A 21,958-nucleotide genomic window follows, 5' to 3' on the forward strand; every position below is an offset into this window, starting at 1 on the left:
AATATAAGGACTTATTAAAATATATTTTAAAAATCCTGAATAATAAATCTAATCTCAACACGTCGATTGTTCGCTGCATTCGGATTATCTTTATTTAATAATCTATCAGGACCATAACCAACGACTGAAATTCTTTGAACCAATTCAGAAGACTGAAGCTGGGTAAACAATGCTTTTCTAGCTTCTCTTGCTCTACCAGCTGATAAAGTATAATTATCATCAAATGGTGAACACACTTGAGAAATATTTGATTTAACACCATTTACTGGTGCTGCATCTGTGTGTCCTTCAATCTGTATATTCAGCAATCGATTATCAATCATATTTTTTTGGATTAATGGAGCCAACCTCTCCTTGAAAGCTTTCTGTAGCCCACCATCTAAACATGCACTCCCCTGAGCAAAAGAAGAATCTTCCAAGCGGATAATTCCCTTTTCAGGCAAAAATGTAATCCCTTTTGAGTTTCCACTCTCTTTTAAAGTTTTTTCAATCGCTTTAATAACTTTGATAGCCCCTTGCTGTTTTTTCTCTTCCGCTTCAGCCTGTGAAGTTGCTGTAATTAAAATTGCTATTACAAAAAATAGAACGAGTACACCAACAATACCTGCCATGAAATCCCCAATAGAGATCCACTCGTTATTTGCATGATCTGCCATTGGAATTACTTCCTTGTTAAAAAGTTACCAAATGAAGAGCCAGACTCAGTGGCAGTTAAATTATTTGCAAGCACTTCAAGATGCTGATTACTTTCTTTAGTATTCGATGCGACTTTTGCAAGATTACTAGCAATAATGCCATCGGAACCAGCCAGTTTTTCAATGTTACCTGTGACATCTTCTAAACTAAAAGCGTATTCAGCCCCTTTAGCAGCAATAGATTGAACCTTATCGCCCATCTCTTCTAAAGTTAACTTTTGCTCACTGATTGCTGCTGCCATTTCCCGAGAATGCGTCGTTAAACTTGCTGTGACCATTGTGACATTTTGCAGTTCCTTACTCATGCTAGAACTCAACGTATCTACCGAAGATTTTATTGCAAAGCTTGAAGTAGAAATATCATCCCCTACTTTTGCGAGTGTTTGTGACACATTATCTCTAAATTCAGTAAAAGTAGTGCTCACTTCTTCTTTCATTGATTCGACTGTATCATGTAAACCTTGACTTGCATTTTGTACACTTTCTTGCATCTCTTGAATAGCAACTTTCATACTTCCTCTAAATGCATCAACGGTCTTTTCAAACTCTTTAACTGATGAACCTAAAGTCTTAACATTATCACCAAATGTCTGCTGAACTTCCGCAATAATAGCCAAATGTTCTGTTTGAGTTTCCATAACTTTAGCAATAGAACCAGCTTGTGCTGTATTCGTAAATAATGCTTTTTGAAGCAAACTTTCTATTTGTTCCCAACGCTTATTAACTGCGTTTTCTTCTTGCTCTGCATCTTTCTCAAGTTGCTTCAAAATTGCCTGAGAGCGCACTTCTTCAATTCCAAATACAGGAATTATGAGACGTAAAGCAATATGAACAATAATTCCCCACGCACTACTTTTAAACTTCAGACCAATTTCTGCAAGCATTGGACTCAGATTACCAATAGTTTGACGCATATCCGTCGCGCTTGTAGCACCTGAATTCATATCTGCCAATATTTGACCCGCACCAGAGATTGCCAAACCAATACCTAAAAATGTCCCCAACAACCCAAGCACCAAAGCAAATCCTGGAGCATTCTCGACAATATGATCCCACTTAGGATCTCTTAATGCTGTTGATAACTCTGTAAAACTCGCTTTAATATTTGTAAAATGTGATGAATGGATTCGCTGATGAACATTATTTTTAGCTTTTTTTGCTGCTACTAAAGAGAACGCGAGCCAGCCTAATAATAAAGAAAAGAAAAACCAATCAAGTGTTGTATGAGGCAATAAAAAAGTAAATATGTTGTTCATACGGATACTTCCACAAATTCTTGAGCGTGTTGTTTTTGGCGTTTAATTGCTGCTGGCATATGCAAATCTACATATTGATTTAAGAATGACTTATCTTCTTCAGATAGTGGCAACTCTGCGGATGTTTCATTTTCATCCAATGTGCGCTCCATATTGACAAGTATTGCACCGGCCTTATCTGCACGCTTACGTTCTTGCTCTCTTATAACCTGCCCAGCATTATCAGCTTCAGCTTGTTGTAACAAGCCTTCTGCAACACCTGTCATTAAACGAATATTGGTCAAATATTTTTTAGAATTCTCATATTCATTTCTAGTTTGGGCTATATGCCCTTTCAACTCTTCATATTTGGCTTTTTCTTCATCAGTCATTGGCAAGTTATATTTTGCACGGCTTTCCAATTCTTTGAAGTAAATTTCAGCACGACTAATTTCTGTACGCTGTTGATTTACATTCTGTTTGCAGGTTTCTTCCTCATTTGTCCACAATGCAAATAAGCGCTGAGATCCAATTAAAAGCAAACTCTTACCAAAACGTTGTTTAACCAACTCATCAAATTCTTGAAGCTCAGCTTCACTCATTGGTTTGTCTAAAGCCAGCTTATCAATTAATTCAATAAAGCGGCGGTCAGAAGCAGTAAGTTCAGAAGTGCTTTCCATCTTTTCAAGACGATTTAAAAAATCACGTATAAAAGCCATTGAAACATCTATACGTAAATATTCTTCAAAACTTTCAACTGGAGCATTGCTTGAAAATTTATGCTGAAGTGCAGGCAAAAACTCAGTGATCATCTTACCTAGACGTTCAATATCACCATCTACTTCGTTTGAATAATTTGGCTCTTCATAAATGGGCTGAGGCATTTCTTGCTGATGGGCTTTGGCTTGTCTATTAAATTCAAATAACCCACCAATACCAGCACCAATCAGACCACCAAAAAGCATTCCCCATGGACCTTTCTTGGCCCCGATTGAAGCACCTTTCTTGGCGCCATCTACCATTGCACCTAATAAAGCCTTCCAATCATGGACTTTAGAAGCCATTTGCTTTACTGCTGAAGCTGCATTTCTAAATAAGCGTCCACCCGCAGATGCTACTGCACTAAGACCTCTACTAACTCCAGAAGCTACTGCTCTTACTCCTGACGAAATAGCACTACCAACACTCCGAGCCGCCGAGACGCATCTACTCAAAAACCCCATTAATTCATCCCCTCTGCATTAGTATTTTTACTTTCTATCAATTCACTATGAACGACAATTTCCTGCGAATTAGTCAATTCTTCATCTGAATTCTTTTTAATACCAAACATTTCTCTGGTATCACTTAAACGCTCTTGAACATCACTACCAACTTCACGCATGCCACGCTTAACCAGCTCAATAGACTTAAATAAATGCTCTTCTATAAGTTGGCTTTTGCCAGGCTCAATTGGGTCAACAGCCATTGGTAAAGCCAAGCGCATAGCTTGTAAAATATAGCCACCAGAAAAACTTTCAGATTTTTCAGCCAAGTCTTTTAATAATTGTTCCCGGCTTTCGCATTGCAAAGGAATATTAGGTACAAGATGCATATCCCATAACCGAATTCTAGCCTCTAGGTCAGGAAGCTGGTAATGGATGTGATGAGAAATTCGTCGTCTAAATGCAGAATCGTAGTTTTCAGGGAAATTGCTGGCAAAGACCAATACGCCTGTAAAGTTATCCATCTCAATTAACATAGTCGACCGTGTCATGTTAATTTCAGCATCCACTCCTTGAGTTACCGAGGATAAGCGTTTTCCTAAAACGGTATCTGCTTCATCAAAAAATAATAAAGCATGATTTTCTTGAGCTTCTTTAAATACAGCACATAAATTTTTGGCCGTTTCTCCCATGAACTTACTCTCAAGCTCAGCTAAGTCAACCTTTAAAAAAGGTAAACCCAACTCACCAGCTAAAGCCTCCGCACCACGAGATTTACCTGTTCCTGGCGGACCATAAAAATTTAAGACACAGCCTTTACCTGCGGGATCGATTTCATTAAATCCCCAAGAATGATAAATTAATTCGTGAAATCTAACTTTAATTAAAGCCTCGCGAATTTCATTTTCAGTGGCTACAGGTAAAACAACATCTTTTAATTGAAACCGCGCAGGTTTAGCCTTTCCTAATTCATTTAACTCTATTACTTTCTGATCTACTGCCTCTTGATCTAATTCTGCAATTTGATTTAATCGCTGTTGGCTTTTCTCATCTAACGGCTGAATCTCATTCTTTATTGCCTGTGCAATATCACTGATTAAGATTTTTCCAGTGGATAATATTTGTTCTCTCATATTTTCACTCATTAATAACCCCTTTGTTTAAGATTTTTATCTATCAAATACCTAGGTACTTTTTTAACTCTTCTTCTATTTGCTCTTGAAGTCCTACAGGATTCACAATTTTTAAATGAGGAATCCAATACCTAACTAAAGGTAAAATTTGAGTTACATGAGTAATTCGACTCGAAAGTAATAGATTTCCATCATCCAACTCTTTAATAACCTGTTGTTCAGGTAATAGTTGTCGCTGCTGAAAGTGTGAGGCTACATCTACATGAACAGTTAAAATGACTTCTAACTTTTCCTGTCCAAACCAGATACTCTTTTCATCCTCTAATTGAGATAAAATCTGTGGGTCAGGTTTGTAATTTGCTAATTCATGAGTATGTGGAGATAACTCTATTCGGCTTAATCTATAAGCCCTTAACTCACCTTTTCTTACTGCTGCCAAATACCAACTACCGTGGTGATGCAGCAACTTATAAGGCTCAACCACACGTGATTCTTTCTTGTAAAGAAATGCAATTTGCTGATGTTTTAGGATTGCTTCACTAAAAAGTCGAAATAACTCTTTAAACTGAGATGCATCTTCAACTGAATAACCTTTCGCTCCATATACTCGACTATCTAGAAGCTCACGCAAGAATGAGACATCAAGCCTCGGATATAAAGATTGAATACCAGAGATCTGCGAAAAAGTTCTAATATCTTTAAAAGTAAGCTGCCCCAAATACTTTGGATCTAAAAAATAATATTTTCCCTCTTTTTGCAAAGGAATATTACATCCCTCAAAACGATCGAAGTCTCTCTTGATCGTTCTCGGATGGGTTTCATATTCTTTTGCAAGCGCATTAGGCTCTAGTCTATAGCCAGAATTTAATCGGGTCAGAATATCTGCTAAACGGTTTGCTAGAGTTTCATGGCGACTTGACTCAATACTTTTCATATCTCACTTTAACTACCCTCTTTAATTCGCTATTCTGCTTGTAAGTTGGACAGGTGATGTCTCTTCAATTTTTATAAGGAATAAAGATTTAACTAAAAACGCTAAAATACACAAAATTACATAAAAAATCACACAAAATAATTACTATTTAAATTCTGGTTTGGAATATTAAAATTCCTTCCCAGAATTTAAAAGTGCTTAGTTCTAGTTATACGTTTACTAATTTACAGCTCTCACACTTTGCCGTAACCGCTGTTGAATATCTTGCACACATTCTTCAGGTGAAACTTGTTGTTCCCCTATGCGGTTCTGTTCTTGTTCAGGGTAATATTCCTCTAATGTATGTATTCCCTCTTCTATATCTATTTCAAACTGTGCATTGGCAAAACCCTTCCTTGCGATAAAGTCCAAAGCTTCCTGATAAAACCCTGCTTGTTTACTCTGTTCATCAATTTGCTTCGCCTGAATAATAGCCTCATTCAGGCTAATACCCTCCCTTAAAGTCAGATCCACGTAATAGACCGGCTGACGATAGCTTTGTGTCGTACTCTTACCACGCAATATCAACTGCAATGGGAGGCAAGATAACAAACCATTAGACGCTGCATGGTAATAACTCAGTCGAGCTGCCAAAGTCCGAATACTGTTAAAACCCGTGGTTCTAAAGATGAAGGTGCCAAACTCATCTGACTCATCCAAGTTCACATGCAAACGCCCATAGGGCTTGCAATGCCCGCCTTGCGCTAATGGACATAAATCTGGCGATGGACAGGGATGTTGCTCTACGCCTTGGTCGGTTAAACGTTGGCAGGTTTCTCCATTACCGACACACACTGGCCGTCCGGTCTGTCGGTCAAATAAGGTGTATTCAGCGCGTAAGTTCAGATCAGGATCATTAAAGATCATTCTGACCGGGATTGAGCGCAACTTTTGATTGGGAGTATTCGCTCGAAGCTGATCATCTAATGGATGTTTAACCCAGCCTTCCTTGCTTTGAATCTGGGAAGTAATGGTGAATTGATCATCTTTTTCAGGCAATCGCTTGCCATTCTTTTCAACCATCCGACCAATACTGATCCGTCCGAGTATTGGAGGAGTAATTGCTAAACCTTTAATCATGTTGATATTCCTTAATGTATTACCTTACAAATTTGGGTCTATGTATGTAGGTCGGAACAAGGACCAAATAAGTTACCCAAAGAATGTAGAGCCAGATAAAGTGCTACGGAGATCGCGACCGATTTGCTCTCTACCGAAGGGTAGAGAGCGGGGAGCGATTTTTGTGAATTTTTGATTTGGTGCTGTAGATAGGGCTTAGTCGGTATAGATGTTGAATCGACGACTGCCTTGCTTTTGAAGTGGATAAAGCTCGATGAGTTCAGGCTGGTGCTGAAGCAATACCTTGGTGTTGAGACTGATGGAGTCCTTGGCTTTCTTCCAGACCACTGAGCCATGAGCAAAGACTGCCCTTTCCTTGTCTTGCATCATCATCTGGATTTCATGTTTAAGCTGGTCAAAGCGTTCCTGCTGATGCTGAATCTCTTCTTTCATTTTGATGAGCTGGTCGAACATCAAATTGGCATTTTCATTTTGCGAGAGATCCTCTACAGTCAAGGGCACATGCGCTGGATAGAGTTGTTGAATCGCTTTAGCTGCGGATTCACTTGCATCAACGGATGGCGGAGTATCCGTTTCCACACATTCCCAGAAATAACGCTCTGCCTTAACGATGTGTTGAATCACTGATTCAGACCGTGTCACTTTGAAGATTTTGGTTTCATGCCCACAGATCAAGACACAAACATGCGCTGCATGTTTACCTGTTACTGCCAGTTGATGTTGTACCTGACAAAGCACGTATAAAGGCACACCATCACGCCACAATTTTGCTCCATGCTCACCTGCTGTTTTGCATTCCAAAATTTGGACTTCATCGCTGCCGGCTATGCTGTAATCCAGATTGGCTAACATAAAGTGTTTATCGGGATCAGGATGCTGAAGTACTGCATTGATCCGTCGCACCTTGTTATGGGTGCGCATGCTATAGAACTCTGCCACCAAAGGTTCCAGCTGCTTGCCCCAATACAGCGGTGCTACACCTGAGCTTTCATCTTCTATGGATTGAGCCTGTCGTCCGGTTTTGATTAACCAGAGTTCCAACATCGACATGTAGGGATTAAGACCACAGGCAGTCGCGGCATCACTGCTGCCAATGCCTTGCTTACGGACTTCAAGCCAATCTTGATACGCCATATCTTTGGTGTTGACTAAGCGTTTTGCAGAACTAGCTCGTTTAGGTGTAGTTAATGGATTTAATGCAGTTTGAACACCTGCCTGTACAGTCTGATTTGAAATCGGTGCGATTTGATTCATGGTTCTATCCTTATAAATTTCAGTTTTTGTAAAAAAGAAGCGCATAAAAAAGCCATACCCGACACGAGGTCGGGTATGGCGATATGCATGCTGATTCAGATTATTGATTGTGAGTAGTAAGTAGAGAGAGTTACGTGTGTGCTGTACTCAGCGATTGTTGAGACTTGCGGGGTTAAGGTTGGATGGATTACATGAGCTTAGGCTATCAAAGATAAAGCCTGTTCCAGTCCACGTTGCTTAAGACCTGCGCCTGCACCAAACCAAGCTGAATCAAGACGATGATCGGTACTCATGGCACGTCGTTCATGATCCACAAATTCTGTGATCGAACACAGTAAGCCATAAGCAGTGTCTTTGGCGGATGACAGGTCAGCACCACGTCCTTGCCCATTGAACATGTCCAAAGCTTTATTCATGGCACGACCATTTGGTTCAGGCTTTTTCTCTTGAGCTTGCTGCGCGACATTACGATAGAACTGAATGATGTTTTCTTCAGGATCGGAAATTGACATGGTGCTGTTGTTGAATACGGCATCAAAATAAGCTTTGGCTTCCTGCTGACTCACCTTACGCTGTGTGAGTTGTTTCATTTCATACATGTGCTCATCCCAGGCACGAACTGAAATACCCAATTGCTGTTTCACTTTCTCTGCATCAAACTTGGTGCTATGTGGAACTTTCACTACACCAGCACTACTGCTTTGTCCACGTAGAGCAATTGCTAAAGTGTTGTTACAGACCACCCGGATACTGGTGAACTGTGCTGTCGTTGCCAAGGTGCCATCACACGCAGTAGCCAGCAGGATATAACCATTACTGACATCCTTAGACTTTAACGCGGTACTTTGACCTGTACGCGCTAATGCCCAGAACTTCTTCCCGCCTTTCAAAACCCCTGCGGTTTCTAACTCAAAGCCAGATTGCTCAGTCAGATCCCGGTAGAACTCCAGAATCTCCATTGGTTGAACTTCCTGATAACGCTGACTGACCACAGATAAAGGCGCATGTGTATCTGAGCGATATAACACTCGCTGCTCTTCAAAAGGCATGATGATGCTCTGACCACGTTCATTCTGTGCCATATAGCTGACGTTAGAGGATTCTATCCACCAGTCCATTCCAGCTTGCTGTGCCCAGACTTCCAGTGGTTGATTCGGACTCAGCTGATTGCCTAGACCATGCCAAGGGGTTTCACCAACATAGGCGATTTGTTCGATTTGATGTGCCATCGTTTTTATCTCCTAGGTTGTTAGCGGAAGTTCTGCTGACATTGATTACAGTGATAGTAGGTCATAGTGATTGGCTTTTTAGGCTCATCAAACATGCTGCTAAATAGACCACCAATGACCGCACCTGCAAGACCTGATGATTCAGTGCCATTCACTTGTTGATTCACCACTTGGATCACTTGATCAGATAGGCAGTAAGGACAAGTTAAACTCATAATATACATCTCCAAAAATGACAAAGGCTTACCGTTTGGTAAGCCCTGAAAGTTGAAATAACTTTGTTTTCATCTAGATGATGTATATCTGAGATTTTTTACAATTCACTTAAATCAGATTGCTTTTATAAAAAATAATAAATATCATAAAAAGATAATTAGTTTTAGATATTAGTTACTTAAAAAACAAAATCAACGAGAACTCAATGAAATCAAGCTTAGCATTACTATTAATCAGTAGCCTTCTTTTAACCACCGCATGTAGTAAAAATAATAACTCTACTGAATCAGCTCCACAGGAAACAACCTCTTTAAATCAAGATGATCCTATTAAAGATATACAAGCAAACATTGAGGCAAAAGGACCTATCGCATTAAAAGGTTGGATTGATGAACAAGTCCAAGGAATGTATCAAGTACCAAATCCATATATCATCGAATTAGACAATATCAAGCATATTGAAACTATTGCCGATAATGGTACTGAAGTTTTTAATTGGGATGTCACGCTTTCAAATTTAAGTACAGGCCATAGTTTTAAATGTGAAGGAGAAGAAGTAACCTTTTCCCCAGAATCTATAGAACCTGGTGTATCTTTATCTAATGGTTGCTTTGGAGAACTAACTACCCAACTTGAACAACTTCCGCAATTCCAAACACAACAAATACCAACAGAATCACCTATTAAAATTGATTTTCTACCGAACCAAAGCTGGGATCACATGTCCAATCTTAAGATTCAATCTAAAGTTGATGCTGTGACAATTACAGGAATCAAAGTCAATCGAGGTCGCTGTCAAGTCGAAAATTTAAAACCAGATCATGTACTAAATTTACAATTAGGTTTTGCTTCTTTTAAAACAGTAGCTCTTTATTGCAACAGGCGAGATATCCTAGAAGTAGAAATCAGCACTGATCAAGGCGTATGGACTTTCAAACCTTAAACTGCGTTAAAAGGCTCAAATCAACACTTGTTTAAGCCTTTTTCTTTTAAGCTCCTATTTATTGGAATGTCCGCATTTTGGGACTAAGCTTAACTCGTAGATATTGAGCTTCTTTCTCAGGGTTTACTAGATAAGCACCTGCATTACGAAGGTTACGAACTTCCACTGGATTATCCCGATGTATTCTACCGATACCAAGAATACCAAGCTCTCTATACTTGGCTATTTGCTCTGGATCATGACAGTTGAAATAACAGCCCTCATCATTAGTAATCTGCTTCCACAACTTCCCGACCTTATCCGCTATAGCCCATCCTTTTTGACGTTGATGCCCATTAAAGATCAACAGCAAATGGCAATGATAACCTTTAGTTTCACCCTGCTCTAAAGCCCATGCAAAATCTACTAAGTCATGAAACGGATCTTTACGCTTAGATATCGCTTTACGCAATTCCTCTAAATCTTGGTAGAACATTTGGATATCGACGATACTGTGACAGCTCTGCAAATATGCAATATCCACTCTCACTACTTCTGACTTTGAATACCGACTAAGAGCTCTATCTAATTTTCTCGATAAAGATTCAAGATTACGTTTTTCGTTCTCACGATGCCTACGGAGATCTTTCAGCTGTCTACTCTGATATCCCTTAAAGTAATCTTGATAGTAATCAAATGATTCATATTTCAACTCTTCGACGACTTCATCAAAATCTAGATCATAAATATCATACTCATCTAACCAATCACACCATGCATTGATATAACCAAAGTACTGAGAGCCTGAACGATAAATATCATCAAACTGTATTAGTAACTCTGCAAATTCCTCATAGAAATCTAACGGTTCATTTTTAGCCTTAATCCATAAGTTTGTAGTCACTTCAAGTTGGATGGTTAATTTAGATTCATTAATTGATTTACTCATGTTTAATACTCAATATGGAAATAGCTCCATATGACATGGGTAAACTGTATAAATATAAATTTTAGTTAGATTGTGCTTAATGCTATAAACTTATGAGTAGTAAAAGTATTAATCTCTATATGATATATATTTAATAATATTAATAACCTACCACTAAAAACAAAATCAAACATAAATGAAAATCTGAATATTAATACTTACAATACATATCAAAAGGGTTAACCATCAATATTAAAGCCACTATTAACTCAGATTTTTAGAAAAAGTTATGCGTCACTCCCTCGTACAATCATTAAACCTGATTAGCATCATGAATGTACGATAACCATTTTTAAAGCAACCTAATCACTTCATGTGGCCACGCTTTATCTGCTTTTCCACTACGAATTCCCCCTCATGTAAAGCATTTAAAAATATAGTGTAAAACAAGGGGAAATAGAGCGAAAAACTTAGTAGAAGGTATTGTTTTTATTGCCTAAAGTATGACGTAAGCTTTTTAAAAACAGGATACAAAATGCGCAATTCTGAACTAGACGCTCTTAAATCATACCTGACACAACTTCCAGAGGAAGATCTTATCTGTGCACTGTATGTCTATAATCGCCCAAATATTTATAATAATCGCGGAATACGGGAGAGCAACGATGCTATAGAAAAAGACATAGCAAAACTGAACAGCCTAGATAAACTCAGGAACATAAGTAGATTTATAATTGATGAAATGAATAATAGTAATGAGGATGATATCTATTATTTTTTACGTGATTTAAAGGATTTTCAGTCTAGAATCAAAATACATTCTTTTGACTTTAATAAAATTAAAGACAATCAAAGATTCTTACAATTTGCATGCAAAGTCTTGCATGAAAAAGAAGGAGATCGCTTAATTTTAGATATAAAAAACCTATACTTCCAGCTTCTTTATCAGGCTTACACAATCCCTATTTATTATGAAAATCCTAGATCAATTGAAAATATATATTATCGATTTGACAAAATATACACAAAATTCAACAGTCACTTTAAAGCACCATGCTCTGATTTTTTTGTATGGGCTAAAAAGTATATTAATGAAAACTCAGAATTTAGAAGATACAGAAGAGATGCATCACATGTATCTGAATATGAGACTTTAATTAACTCAATATTTGATATTATCTATTATGAAGATGAAAATATTCACTATGCTCTAAGAAAAAAATTATCTAATGCGTGGTATCAAAAAAAGCACCGTGAGGAGAAAAAGGTGAAAAAACCTAACTATTACGCATTAACCAAAAGAGCCAGAGAAGCGTTGCTTACATTAGCTTTCAAGAATGGTGTGTCCGAAGAGCAAATGATCGAAAGACTCATCAATGAAACCTATGCCAAAGAATGCTGTTCAGTCGATGGAGAAAACCTATATTTGTAAAAGTAATCTTTCCACCAGTCACACCCAATCTAGTCCATTGTATAACTAAGATTGGGTTTGTGCGTGCAGACCTAATGAAAATAGGTATCTTAATAAAATTTTATTGATTTAAACTCATATTCACTTTGCTTAAAGCACTTTTAAACTTATCCCCAATATTGGGATCATAAAAGAAATATTTAGTAAGTACTGGTTCTAATACTCCATAGAAGCCCTCATCTACCATGTCATTCACTGTAATTCTAATAAGCTTATAAAAATCAAAAATACTATTATGTTGGTCAAATAAGGTTCTTTCCGAAATGGCAAAGCCATACTCTTCCATTTCTTTTTTTGCTATCTCAGAACAGGTAGGTTCAGCATCTAAGATGTGGATAGGGGTCTCACGGTATAATGGTTTATTTATGTTGTTCTTTTTGACCAGCATTAGATGCCATGCTCCTAGCAAGCTAACCCAAGATGCAAGGTTGGGTTTAAAGATCGGATTATGCCCTAACCTTGCCTCTACATTAGTAAGATACCTCGACAAATCATTTTTTTTGTTTAGATCAATAGTATAGATACGCTGATAATCTACTTTTTCCAAAGCTTCCAACTTGGCGTTAGACTTAATAACTGCAACGACTTTTTCATGGTCACTTAAATTATTCAAATCTACAATCTGCGACATTTTTAAATTTGATGCCAACAGCTTATTTTTAAAAATTTCTAATTCAAGAAATAGCATAGCTCTAAAGAATAACTTATCTAATAATTCCTGAGATATCACCTGATAGGCTTTACTATACTTTGAGACCTTTAAGATCCCCATATCAATTAATTTTCCAAGTACTCCAATGGCAATATTGTCATATTCATAGCTTAAAAACTGACTAACTATTTTATAGCGTTCATTTCCGCTCAACGGATATATAGGTTGTCTATCCAATATGTTCTGCAAATCTTGGGCAAATTCATCAATAGGAAAACCCGCCCTATCGACTTCTAAACGTATCTCATCATTAAAAGCAGAGATAAAATTGCTAACATCATTATCTTGCATCTTATCCGATTTACTATAATAGGTAATATTTAAGTCTAGCCCCATCAATAGTAAATGCTTGTAGTGCTCAGCTCTCAGCCCTCTATATTTTCTTGTAGCTAAAATTAGATGAAAAGAATCATTCAACCTTTTATAAAAATCCGACTTCTCATCAGAAAAGGTTTCTAACGAAACAATATCGTAGAAGTATAAATAATCTAATAGTTTAATAGTGTTGATTTGAATGTCTGTTAGTTTTGGCATTGAGCTATCTATGCAGAAAAAAGTTACCCTTATTTCCTCATTATTAGTCATTTCATCTTTTTTACAATTATTTCAGTGAATTTTGTTAGCTATACCTTAGTTGTATGACTAAAGATTCAAGAATTAACTTTTAAAAGAGTAACCAAATGAACAAAGTACAAATGAATTTATCAGATTATTTATTCATGCAATTTAAAACTATGACTCCCACTCTTGAACAAGTGGCAGCCATGTATTACCCCCATCTAAGTAAAGCAAAAATATTAGAAAAAGCGAGAAAAAAGGAATTTCCATTTATTTGCTACAAGATAGATGAAAGTCAAAAATCACCATACTTAGTTGATATTTTTGACTTAGCTTTTGTTTTAGACAAACGTTACAACGAACAAGCTAAAGAGTATGAAATTTTTACGAAGTCAGCTCTAATGAAGTCTCAAAATTAAGGGTCTGTTTTCTTCGCCTAACAGATACATATCTTTCCAAGCTCCCCCACGAATCATGCAAACTAATTTGCTGTATCTGGGGGATAGTGAACCCTTGCTCAGCTAAACGGGTACACCCATCATGCCTCAAATCATGAAATCTTAGATCATCAATTCCCAATAACTTACATGCTTTTCTAAATTCACCACCTATTGTTTTTGGACTCAGAGGTATTAGATATTCATCACCATAGCCTCTTTTCAACATTCTAGCTCTAACTTCCGTCTCCAATAAAAGCTCAATAATTTTTTTGCACTCAGGTAACACATTAAATTCTTTATGATTACCTTTAGAGCCCGTTGGGTTTTTCAAATCACGTATTTTCCATGAGTTGTTATGCCTGTCAAAATCTATTAATTTCATTCGAGTGATTTCCGCTTCACGTCTACATGAGTAGATCGCAAACCAGATAATTAAATGCATTGGATAGCTATAGTTCGGATTACGCCATTTTTGTACAAAATATTTTGTAAGTGCCATCAGCTCATCATTGGTCGGGAGCCTATCTCTTTTCTGACTTGAAGAAATTTGGCGTGTTTTTCGTAATTGCGCTGTCGCTTTGTCAAAGGCATTTAGATCAATATCTATATCCCACATCACCGCTGCATGAGATAGCACCCCTCTAATATGTAACAACTCATGCTGGAGTGTACTAGATGCAACAGGGTCAAGTCCTAGATCTTCAATGCCCTTTTTGCGTAGGGCCACGTGTTCAGCAATATGAGTCGATTTAATTTTTGTGATAACATGCCGCGCGATTGAAAACTTCTGAATAAGTTTGAGTGAATATGTTTTAGTTCTTCCATACTCAGCTCCCACTTCCGCCAAATATTTCGAAATAGCGTTAGAAAGAGTTAGATCTATCACATCCTCTTGACCAAACAAAATCTCAGGATTTTCTTCTATTTCAGCTTCCCTTTTTGCTAACCAAATTGCTGCAACTTTCTTCGATCCAAATGTTTTACTCTCTTTATATATCGGTAAATCTTTGCGATTGATTCGAATTTCAGCACGATAGCGTATTGATCCATCGACTAACTTACGCTGCGTGATTGTACCCATTTTTACGCCTTATGATATTTTTACTTATTATGGCGTATTTATAGCGTAAATCAAATTTTAAAAAGAGCAAAAAAAGATGAAATAGATACAAATAAATTTAACACAACACTGATTCAAAAGGTTGATTTTCAATGAGTATTTTATCAAAACCAAGCAACACACAGAATCCACGAATCAGTGTTGCGCCGATGATGGACTGGACGACCCGTGACTACCGTTTCTTTGCTCGCCTGTTTAATCCAAATGTGATCCTTTATACTGAAATGGTCACGACTGGAGCGATCTTATTTGGAGATGCTGGCCGCCATCTAAATTACAATCGGGAAGAACATCCGATTGTACTCCAACTCGGTGGCTCCAATCCAAAAGATTTGGCCACATGTACAAAGATGGCTGAGGACTGGGGTTATAATGAAGTTAACCTGAATGTCGGCTGTCCAAGTGACCGGGTACAAAATAATAAAATTGGTGCCTGCCTGATGGCAGAGCCTGAGCTGGTGGCAGAATGTATTTCAGCGATGCGCCAGGCAGTTAATATTCCGGTTACGGTTAAACATCGAATCGGAATTGATGACATGCAATCTTATGAAGAGATGCTGCATTTTGTGGACACAGTAGCAAAAACTGGTTGTAATAATTTTATTGTGCATGCCCGTATTGCCCTATTACAAGGATTATCTCCAAAAGAAAACCGTGAAGTTCCACCTTTGCGTTATGAGGATGTCTACCGGTTAAAACAGGAACGTCCTGACCTCACGATTGAAATTAATGGCGGCGTTAAAACTTTAGCTGAGACACAAGAGCACTTGAAACATGTAGATGGTGTCATGATTGGCCGTGAAGCCTACCATAATCCTTATCTGCTAGCCGAATTAGGTGAGCTCTGGAATTTACCCATGCCAGACCGTTTTGAAATTATGGAACAGATGCTTCCTTATATTGCCAAACGGCTAGAAGAGGGTGCACCACTATCTGTGATTACCCGGCATATTTTAGGTTTATTCCAGTATTTACCTGGAGCCCGAAAATGGCGTCAGGCTTTAAGTGGAGGAAATGCCAAAACTTATGCCGATGTCGAAAGTGCGATTCAGAATATTAAGGCTGCCATGCAGCGCACTGAAGATTACCTGAAAGAACAACATATTTTTTAAACTTTAAAGCCCCTGTTTAAGGGGCTTTATTTCTAAAAGTATATTATAAAATACAAGCAGTAGCGTTACTGTTTTGCCTTAATTGCTTCAAGTTTTCTCAAAACCTCTGCGACTGCCACCATGGCAAAACTTGAAGTTACCACCACAGCAGAACCATATCCTCCACAGCGCAGCCCTGCACTAGCACAAACTTCGCTACTGGAAAACGGATTATCAATTGAATAAATACAGGTAATCCCGAATTTCTCTTTTGGCTTTTTGCAAATTCCTTTACTGCGTAACTGGGTACGTAGTTTAGCCAGCATAGGATCCTGTTCGGTTTTTGACAGATCTGCCACTCTGATTTTAAGCGGGTCAAGCTTGCCTCCTGCTCCACCAGAAACAATCAGAGGGATTTTATTAAAGCGGCAATGCAGCATGAGGACCAGTTTAGCTTTGACATCATCAATACAGTCCAGTACCAGATCAGGCGCCATAGCAAGTATCTCTTTTACATTGTCTGAAGACAGGTAGTCATCAACTAGGTTGACCTTAATTCTGGGGTTAATGGAATAGCAACGTTCAGCCATGACAGCAATTTTTTCCTGTCCCAAGGTAGCGGTCATAGCAGGTAACTGTCGATTAATATTAGATGCAGCTACCACATCCATATCGACCAATGTCAATTCACCTATGCCGGAACGGGCCAAAGCTTCTACCGCCCAAGAACCTACACCGCCGATTCCAATCACCATAACATGACTGTGTTCATAGTAATTAAATGCCTCATCTCCATAGATTTTGGCTACACCCGCAAATCGGCGCTCATATTCATCGTTTTGGAGAAGTTCAGTCATTACATTCCATGAAAATATTACAGATCACTCTATTTTAGCGGGAATGACCTCAGTGTGACAGCTCATAAGATCCAAAAAATTTCTACTGCCTGAACCATATAAATGATATGAAGCTCAGGCAACTACTCTTCAGGAAGCAATCAAATGCCGCAGCACATAATGGAGAATGCCACCGGCCTTAAAATACTCGACCTCATTAACAGTATCGATACGGCACAGAACCTTAAAACTTGACTGCGTTCCATCAGGTTGTTCTAGCTCTACCCTTAGTATCTGCTGCGGTGACAAGTCATCAGATAAACCATGAATTGACAGAATTTCATCACCATTAATATTGAGTGAAGTCCTGCTTTCATCTGGCATGAACTGTAAAGGTAACACTCCCATACCCACCAGATTGGAGCGGTGAATTCGCTCAAAACTCTGGGCAATAACAGCTTTCACTCCCAGTAAATTAGTTCCTTTAGCTGCCCAGTCACGTGATGAACCTGTGCCATATTCCTTACCTGCTATAATAACCAAAGGTGTGTTTTCTGCCTGATATTGCATGGCCGCATCATAAATAGACATTTTCTTATGGGTGGGTATATGGAGTGTATTGCCACCTTCTTCACCACCCAGCATTTCATTTTTAATCCGGATATTGGCAAAAGTTCCGCGCATCATTACTTCATGATTACCACGGCGTGATCCATACGAATTAAAGTCTTTTGGCTCTACACCCAGTTCCTGCAAATAACGGCCTGCCGGACTGTCTTGCTTGATATTTCCCGCCGGTGAGATATGGTCAGTAGTGACTGAGTCCCCCAGAACAGCCAGTATTCGTGCTTTTTCAATATTTTTAACCGCTTGTGGGGGCTGATCAATTTTTTCAAAAAACGGTGGATGACGGATATAGGTAGAGTGCTCATCCCACTGATAAGTTTTAGTTTCGGGAATTTTCAGAGATTTCCAGTTTTCTTCACCTTCAAAAACAGCCGCATATTCTTTATGAAACATTTGGGTATTTACATAATGCAAAGCCTCTTCAATTTCAGCTTGGGTCGGCCAGATATCCTTCAAATAAATTTTTTCGCCATTTTTTCCTTCACCAATTGGTTCAGAGCTTAAATCAGTGCGAATATTTCCAGCCAGACCGTAGGCGATCACCAGAGGGGGAGATGCCAGCCAGTTCGTTTTTACCAGTGGATGAACACGCCCTTCAAAATTACGGTTCCCAGAGAGTACGGCGGCTACATTTAAGTCAAAGTTCTGGATTGCCTCTTCGATAGGTTCTGGCAAAGGGCCTGAATTTCCGATACAGGTGGTACACCCATACCCTACCAGGTTATAACCCAGCTGATCGAGATAAGGCATCAGTCCAGATGCTTTCAAATAATCAGTCACAACTTTGGAGCCTGGAGCCAGAGAGCTTTTTACCCATGCTTTCCGTTGCAAGCCTTGTTCTACTGCTTTTTTAGCCAGCAAACCTGCTGCCAGCATAACACTCGGATTTGATGTATTGGTGCATGAGGTAATGGCTGAGATCACCACATCACCATGAGAGAGGAAGTAGTTTTTACCCTCTATTACGCAGCAAGGATTAGAATGGGGTAAATTGGCCTGTTCTGCCTCAACAGCTGTTCCACCGCCCCCTTCATTTTCCAGTCGTTCCTTCTCAGCTTTAGTAGGCTTTAAATGCAGATCCATGAGTGCCTGAAAAGTATGAGGCACATCAGAAAGTGCCACTCTGTCTTGTGGGCGCTTTGGTCCAGCCAGACTTGCTTCGACTGTACTCATATCCAAGGTTAACGTATCAGTAAAGACCGGTTCATCTCCTGCTTCGCGCCATAGGCCCTGCTCTTTACAATAGGCTTCAACCAGTTCAATCCGTTCAGCATCTCGGCCGGTCAGGCGTAAATAACCCAAGGTGACCTCATCAACCGGGAAAAAACCACAAGTTGCACCATATTCGGGGGCCATATTGGCAATAGTGGCACGGTCCGCCAGTGGCAGTTCAGCCAACGCGTCACCATAAAACTCGACAAATTTTCCAACTACCCCTTTCTGGCGTAGCATCTGGGTAATCGTCAGTACCAGATCTGTAGCTGTAATTCCTTCGCGCAGTTTTCCGGTGAGCTGAAAACCGATTACCTCAGGAATGAGCATGGAAATGGGCTGTCCTAGCATGGCTGCTTCTGCTTCAATTCCACCTACGCCCCAGCCCAGCACTCCCAAACCATTGATCATGGTTGTATGGGAATCTGTTCCTACCAGCGTATCTGGAAAAGCAAATTCTTTTCCATCTGATTCACCAGTCCATACAGTCTGTGCAAGATACTCAAGATTGACCTGATGACAGATTCCTGTACCTGGAGGAACGACGCTAAAATTATTAAAAGCAGATTGCCCCCAGCGTAAAAACTGATAGCGCTCGCCATTGCGCTGCATCTCTACAGCAACATTGGCTTCAAAAGCATGTTCATCTGCAAAATGGTCAACCATAACAGAATGATCAATCACCAGATCAACAGGGCTTAGCGGATTAATCTTTTCTGGATCAGCTCCTGCCTTTTCGACTGCTGCACGCATGGCAGCCAAGTCAACTACAGCTGGTACTCCAGTAAAATCCTGCATTAGAACCCGCGCTGGCCGATACTGAATTTCCTGAACCGAACTGCGATTCTGCTGCCATGCAACTAAAGCCTGTATATGTTCCTGCTTTACTGTAATCTGATCTTCAAAACGTAGCAGGTTCTCGAGTAATATTTTTAAAGATTTAGGTAGCCTGGTAAAATCATCCAGATGCTGCTGGGCCTGTCTTAAACTGAAGATCTGATAGTTTTTTTTTGTTGTTTTTAAAGTCGTCAGTGAATTAAAACTATTAATTGTACTGTACTTAGCCATACGGCAATCCTCCGGCTTCAACTTTGTTCTTGTCAATCATGCTCCATTTAATGTATGCCAAGAATAGGAATACAGTGTTATTGATTAGTTAATATCTGATTTTACGTTTCTAGTTCTTCGTCAGTTTCTGGCTTATATGCAAGGCAGTGAATGAGTTATGCCATAAAGTTTTGGCTAATTCCTCATGTGAGATTCCAAATATTACAGACAGTTCATCCAGTACATAAGTTAAATTACCGGGTACATTACGGGTACGCTGTTCAGTTGAAGTTTGGCAACATAGAGGCGTCATATCAGGACAATCTGTTTCAATAACCAGATGTTCAGGTCCTATATCTTGCACCACTTTTCTTAATTTTTTTGCATTGCGATTAGTCACCTGCCCTGTAATACCCAGTTTAAAACCCAAGTTTACAAATGCTTTTGCCTCTTCAATACCGCCACTAAACGCATGGGCAATACCGCCCAGTTTAAATTTGTGTTTCTTGAGTAAGTTCAGTACATCAGCATGTGCTTTACGGATATGTAACAGCACCGGTTTATGATGCTGTGCTGCCAGCTCGAGCTGTGCAGAAAAATAATCCTGCTGCTTTTGAAAAACTTCTGGCTGCTTATGCTGTTTAAGTAAAGTATCCAGTCCGATTTCCCCTATAGCGACACTCTCATGAGTTTTTAGTAGATTTTCCAGCCGATCCAGATCTGAAAACTGATGCTGTTCAATATAAAAAGGGTGCAAACCTGGTGCGAGATAACTCTCTGGTGCATCTTTTAAACTATTTATATAATGATGGGTATCAACCAGGTCATTAAAGCGCGACTCCACAAAACCGATTAATACCAGCTTTTCAACTCCGGCTGCTTTAGCCTGATAGGCCAGATGTTCACGGTCTTCGTCAAAATCTGGCACATCAAAATGTGTGTGAGTATCAAATAGCGCCAGCCTGTCCATAAATTATTTGTCCGCTTCGGGCGTAGCCGGAACTGCAGTAGTTTTGACATCTGGTGGCAAGTATTCTGTTTTGATCACATCCTGTAGCTCACTGTAGGGTACTACAAGACGTGGCAGGCCAACCACATAGGGGCCAATTTCATATTCTCCATATTGTAAAATCAATCCCTGCTTGGCTAAAAAGAAATTATTAGAGAGCTTGAATTTCCAGACCTGTTCATATTCTTCTACACTACTGGCGAGCTTGTTCTCCATCACCCAGTTCTGGAAGGCACTATAAAATTTCTTTTCGAGTACTGCCTGTTGATTGCCATTTAAAATATCTTTTAGCTGTAGCTGCTGCTTTTTCACAAGATCAAAATTATAATATTGCTGAGATGCTGAGCCATGTGCACCACCCAAGTAACTGCTAGTATTTAACACAACTGTCACCAAGGGACCTTTACTTTGAAGTACCTTGGGCGCTACGGTCAGACTGATCTGCTGGTTGGCGCTTAATGTCTTGATTTCACGGTCTAGATCTAAAAAGACATCGGCATAACGCTGCACCTGAGCATCAAAGTTTTGCTGATCAATTGGAGTAGTGGTTGAATTTGTCTGGCTGGTTTCAGGTTGGCTTTCAGCAGTATCTTTTTTTGACTGAACTTCTGAATTTTCAACCGTTTTTTTTACCATTTCACTGACGTCAAGAATCTGCCCCAGACTGCTTAAAACAGCCTGATCTACTGCATCATCTACAAAGGCGTAATTAGAGCTGAGACGTTTTACATCAAACTGTGGGCAGGTATTACCTTTACATTCCGGCATAGTGACAATCACATCAACCTGTTTCGCCTCTAGAACCGGTTCTTTCTGTTGAGGCACCGCAGACTTTTGTTCAGTCTGTGGCTTTTGTTCCGGTTTATCCTTCGGCTGGCATGCCGTTAAACCTATAACTCCGACCAATAAACTTAAGCTTAATACCTGTTGAGTTCTTAACATTGCTCCCTACCCATTTTCGTCTT

At 39.2% G+C, this 21,958-nt stretch carries 20 protein-coding genes; 4 read left to right on the forward strand and 16 right to left on the reverse strand.

What is annotated here, in order from left to right; translation table 11 throughout:
- Positions 1 to 26 precede the first annotated feature (26 nt).
- The 9 genes from B3R63_RS10790 to B3R63_RS10830 form a co-directional block, all read right to left on the reverse strand.
- Positions 27 to 656: an OmpA/MotB family protein gene (locus tag B3R63_RS10790; protein ID WP_125297516.1), complete on the reverse strand. Its 630-nt coding sequence runs from the start codon at positions 654 to 656 to the stop codon at positions 27 to 29.
- 5 nt (positions 657 to 661) lie between these two features.
- Complete coding sequence (locus tag B3R63_RS10795; protein WP_286731054.1) at positions 662 to 1,951, reverse strand: hypothetical protein; 1,290 nt, start codon at positions 1,949 to 1,951, stop codon at positions 662 to 664.
- A complete protein-coding gene (locus tag B3R63_RS10800; protein ID WP_286731055.1) occupies positions 1,948 to 3,153 on the reverse strand; it encodes a hypothetical protein in 1,206 nt (401 codons plus the stop codon). The genes B3R63_RS10795 and B3R63_RS10800 overlap by 4 nt, the downstream gene beginning before the upstream one ends.
- Positions 3,153 to 4,280, reverse strand: coding sequence for an ATP-binding protein (locus tag B3R63_RS10805; protein WP_286731057.1), 1,128 nt, complete (start codon positions 4,278 to 4,280; stop codon positions 3,153 to 3,155). The genes B3R63_RS10800 and B3R63_RS10805 overlap by 1 nt, the downstream gene beginning before the upstream one ends.
- 31 nt (positions 4,281 to 4,311) lie before the next feature.
- Positions 4,312 to 5,202, reverse strand: coding sequence for a helix-turn-helix transcriptional regulator (locus B3R63_RS10810; protein ID WP_286731059.1), 891 nt, complete (start codon positions 5,200 to 5,202; stop codon positions 4,312 to 4,314).
- A 219-nt stretch (positions 5,203 to 5,421) separates the two neighbouring features.
- Positions 5,422 to 6,321: a hydrolase or metal-binding protein gene (locus B3R63_RS10815; RefSeq protein ID WP_286731061.1), complete on the reverse strand. Its 900-nt coding sequence runs from the start codon at positions 6,319 to 6,321 to the stop codon at positions 5,422 to 5,424.
- A 195-nt stretch (positions 6,322 to 6,516) separates the two neighbouring features.
- Positions 6,517 to 7,575, reverse strand: coding sequence for a YqaJ viral recombinase family protein (locus tag B3R63_RS10820; RefSeq protein WP_286731063.1), 1,059 nt, complete (start codon positions 7,573 to 7,575; stop codon positions 6,517 to 6,519).
- Between the two features lie 197 nt (positions 7,576 to 7,772).
- Positions 7,773 to 8,804: a DUF932 domain-containing protein gene (locus B3R63_RS10825; RefSeq protein ID WP_286731065.1), complete on the reverse strand. Its 1,032-nt coding sequence runs from the start codon at positions 8,802 to 8,804 to the stop codon at positions 7,773 to 7,775.
- Positions 8,805 to 8,824: 20 nt separating this feature from the next.
- Entirely contained in the window at positions 8,825 to 9,019 is a 195-nt protein-coding gene (locus B3R63_RS10830) for a hypothetical protein (protein WP_286731071.1), read from the reverse strand.
- A gap of 206 nt (positions 9,020 to 9,225) precedes the next feature.
- Here B3R63_RS10830 and B3R63_RS10835 point away from each other — a divergent pair, with 206 nt between their 5' ends.
- Positions 9,226 to 9,963, forward strand: a complete 738-nt coding sequence (locus tag B3R63_RS10835) for a hypothetical protein (RefSeq protein WP_286731073.1) — start codon at positions 9,226 to 9,228, stop codon at positions 9,961 to 9,963.
- Between the two features lie 58 nt (positions 9,964 to 10,021).
- On the opposite strand, the gene B3R63_RS10840 is transcribed toward B3R63_RS10835, so the two are convergent.
- A complete protein-coding gene (locus B3R63_RS10840; RefSeq protein WP_286731074.1) occupies positions 10,022 to 10,891 on the reverse strand; it encodes a YagK/YfjJ domain-containing protein in 870 nt (289 codons plus the stop codon).
- Positions 10,892 to 11,405: 514 nt separating this feature from the next.
- On the opposite strand from B3R63_RS10840, the gene B3R63_RS10845 reads away from it, so the two are divergent.
- On the forward strand, positions 11,406 to 12,302 hold the full coding sequence (locus B3R63_RS10845) for a hypothetical protein (protein ID WP_286731077.1): 897 nt from the start codon (positions 11,406 to 11,408) through the stop codon (positions 12,300 to 12,302).
- 100 nt (positions 12,303 to 12,402) lie between these two features.
- On the opposite strand, the gene B3R63_RS10850 is transcribed toward B3R63_RS10845, so the two are convergent.
- Positions 12,403 to 13,587 (reverse strand): hypothetical protein, encoded by a 1,185-nt coding sequence (locus B3R63_RS10850; protein ID WP_286731079.1) that lies wholly within the window; start codon positions 13,585 to 13,587, stop codon positions 12,403 to 12,405.
- Between the two features lie 146 nt (positions 13,588 to 13,733).
- Between B3R63_RS10850 and B3R63_RS10855 the strand changes: the two genes are divergently transcribed.
- On the forward strand, positions 13,734 to 14,030 hold the full coding sequence (locus B3R63_RS10855; protein WP_286731081.1) for a pyocin activator PrtN family protein: 297 nt from the start codon (positions 13,734 to 13,736) through the stop codon (positions 14,028 to 14,030).
- Here B3R63_RS10855 and B3R63_RS10860 read toward each other — a convergent pair.
- Positions 13,996 to 15,132 carry a site-specific integrase gene (locus tag B3R63_RS10860; RefSeq protein WP_286731083.1) on the reverse strand — a complete coding sequence of 379 codons (1,137 nt, stop codon included), beginning with the start codon at positions 15,130 to 15,132 and terminating at the stop codon, positions 13,996 to 13,998. The two genes, B3R63_RS10855 and B3R63_RS10860, sit on opposite strands and share 35 nt — an antisense overlap.
- Before the next feature lie 131 nt (positions 15,133 to 15,263).
- On the opposite strand from B3R63_RS10860, the gene dusA reads away from it, so the two are divergent.
- A complete protein-coding gene (gene dusA / locus B3R63_RS10865; protein ID WP_286731086.1) occupies positions 15,264 to 16,283 on the forward strand; it encodes a tRNA dihydrouridine(20/20a) synthase DusA in 1,020 nt (339 codons plus the stop codon).
- 65 nt (positions 16,284 to 16,348) lie between these two features.
- On the opposite strand, the gene B3R63_RS10870 is transcribed toward dusA, so the two are convergent.
- From B3R63_RS10870 to B3R63_RS10885, 4 genes are all read right to left on the reverse strand, one after another.
- Positions 16,349 to 17,119: a tRNA threonylcarbamoyladenosine dehydratase gene (locus tag B3R63_RS10870; RefSeq protein WP_151838666.1), complete on the reverse strand. Its 771-nt coding sequence runs from the start codon at positions 17,117 to 17,119 to the stop codon at positions 16,349 to 16,351.
- Positions 17,120 to 17,248: 129 nt separating this feature from the next.
- Positions 17,249 to 20,005 carry an aconitate hydratase AcnA gene (acnA, locus tag B3R63_RS10875; protein ID WP_151838667.1) on the reverse strand — a complete coding sequence of 919 codons (2,757 nt, stop codon included), beginning with the start codon at positions 20,003 to 20,005 and terminating at the stop codon, positions 17,249 to 17,251.
- Between the two features lie 109 nt (positions 20,006 to 20,114).
- Positions 20,115 to 20,954 carry a TatD family hydrolase gene (locus tag B3R63_RS10880; RefSeq protein ID WP_151838668.1) on the reverse strand — a complete coding sequence of 280 codons (840 nt, stop codon included), beginning with the start codon at positions 20,952 to 20,954 and terminating at the stop codon, positions 20,115 to 20,117.
- Positions 20,955 to 20,957: 3 nt separating this feature from the next.
- The gene (locus B3R63_RS10885) at positions 20,958 to 21,935 is read right to left on the reverse strand and encodes an RsiV family protein (protein ID WP_151838669.1); all 978 of its coding nucleotides are present in this window, start codon (positions 21,933 to 21,935) and stop codon (positions 20,958 to 20,960) included.
- Positions 21,936 to 21,958 lie beyond the last annotated feature (23 nt).

The organism is Acinetobacter sp. UBA1297, from assembly GCF_002307755.1.
Lineage (GTDB): Bacteria > Pseudomonadota > Gammaproteobacteria > Pseudomonadales > Moraxellaceae > Acinetobacter > Acinetobacter radioresistens.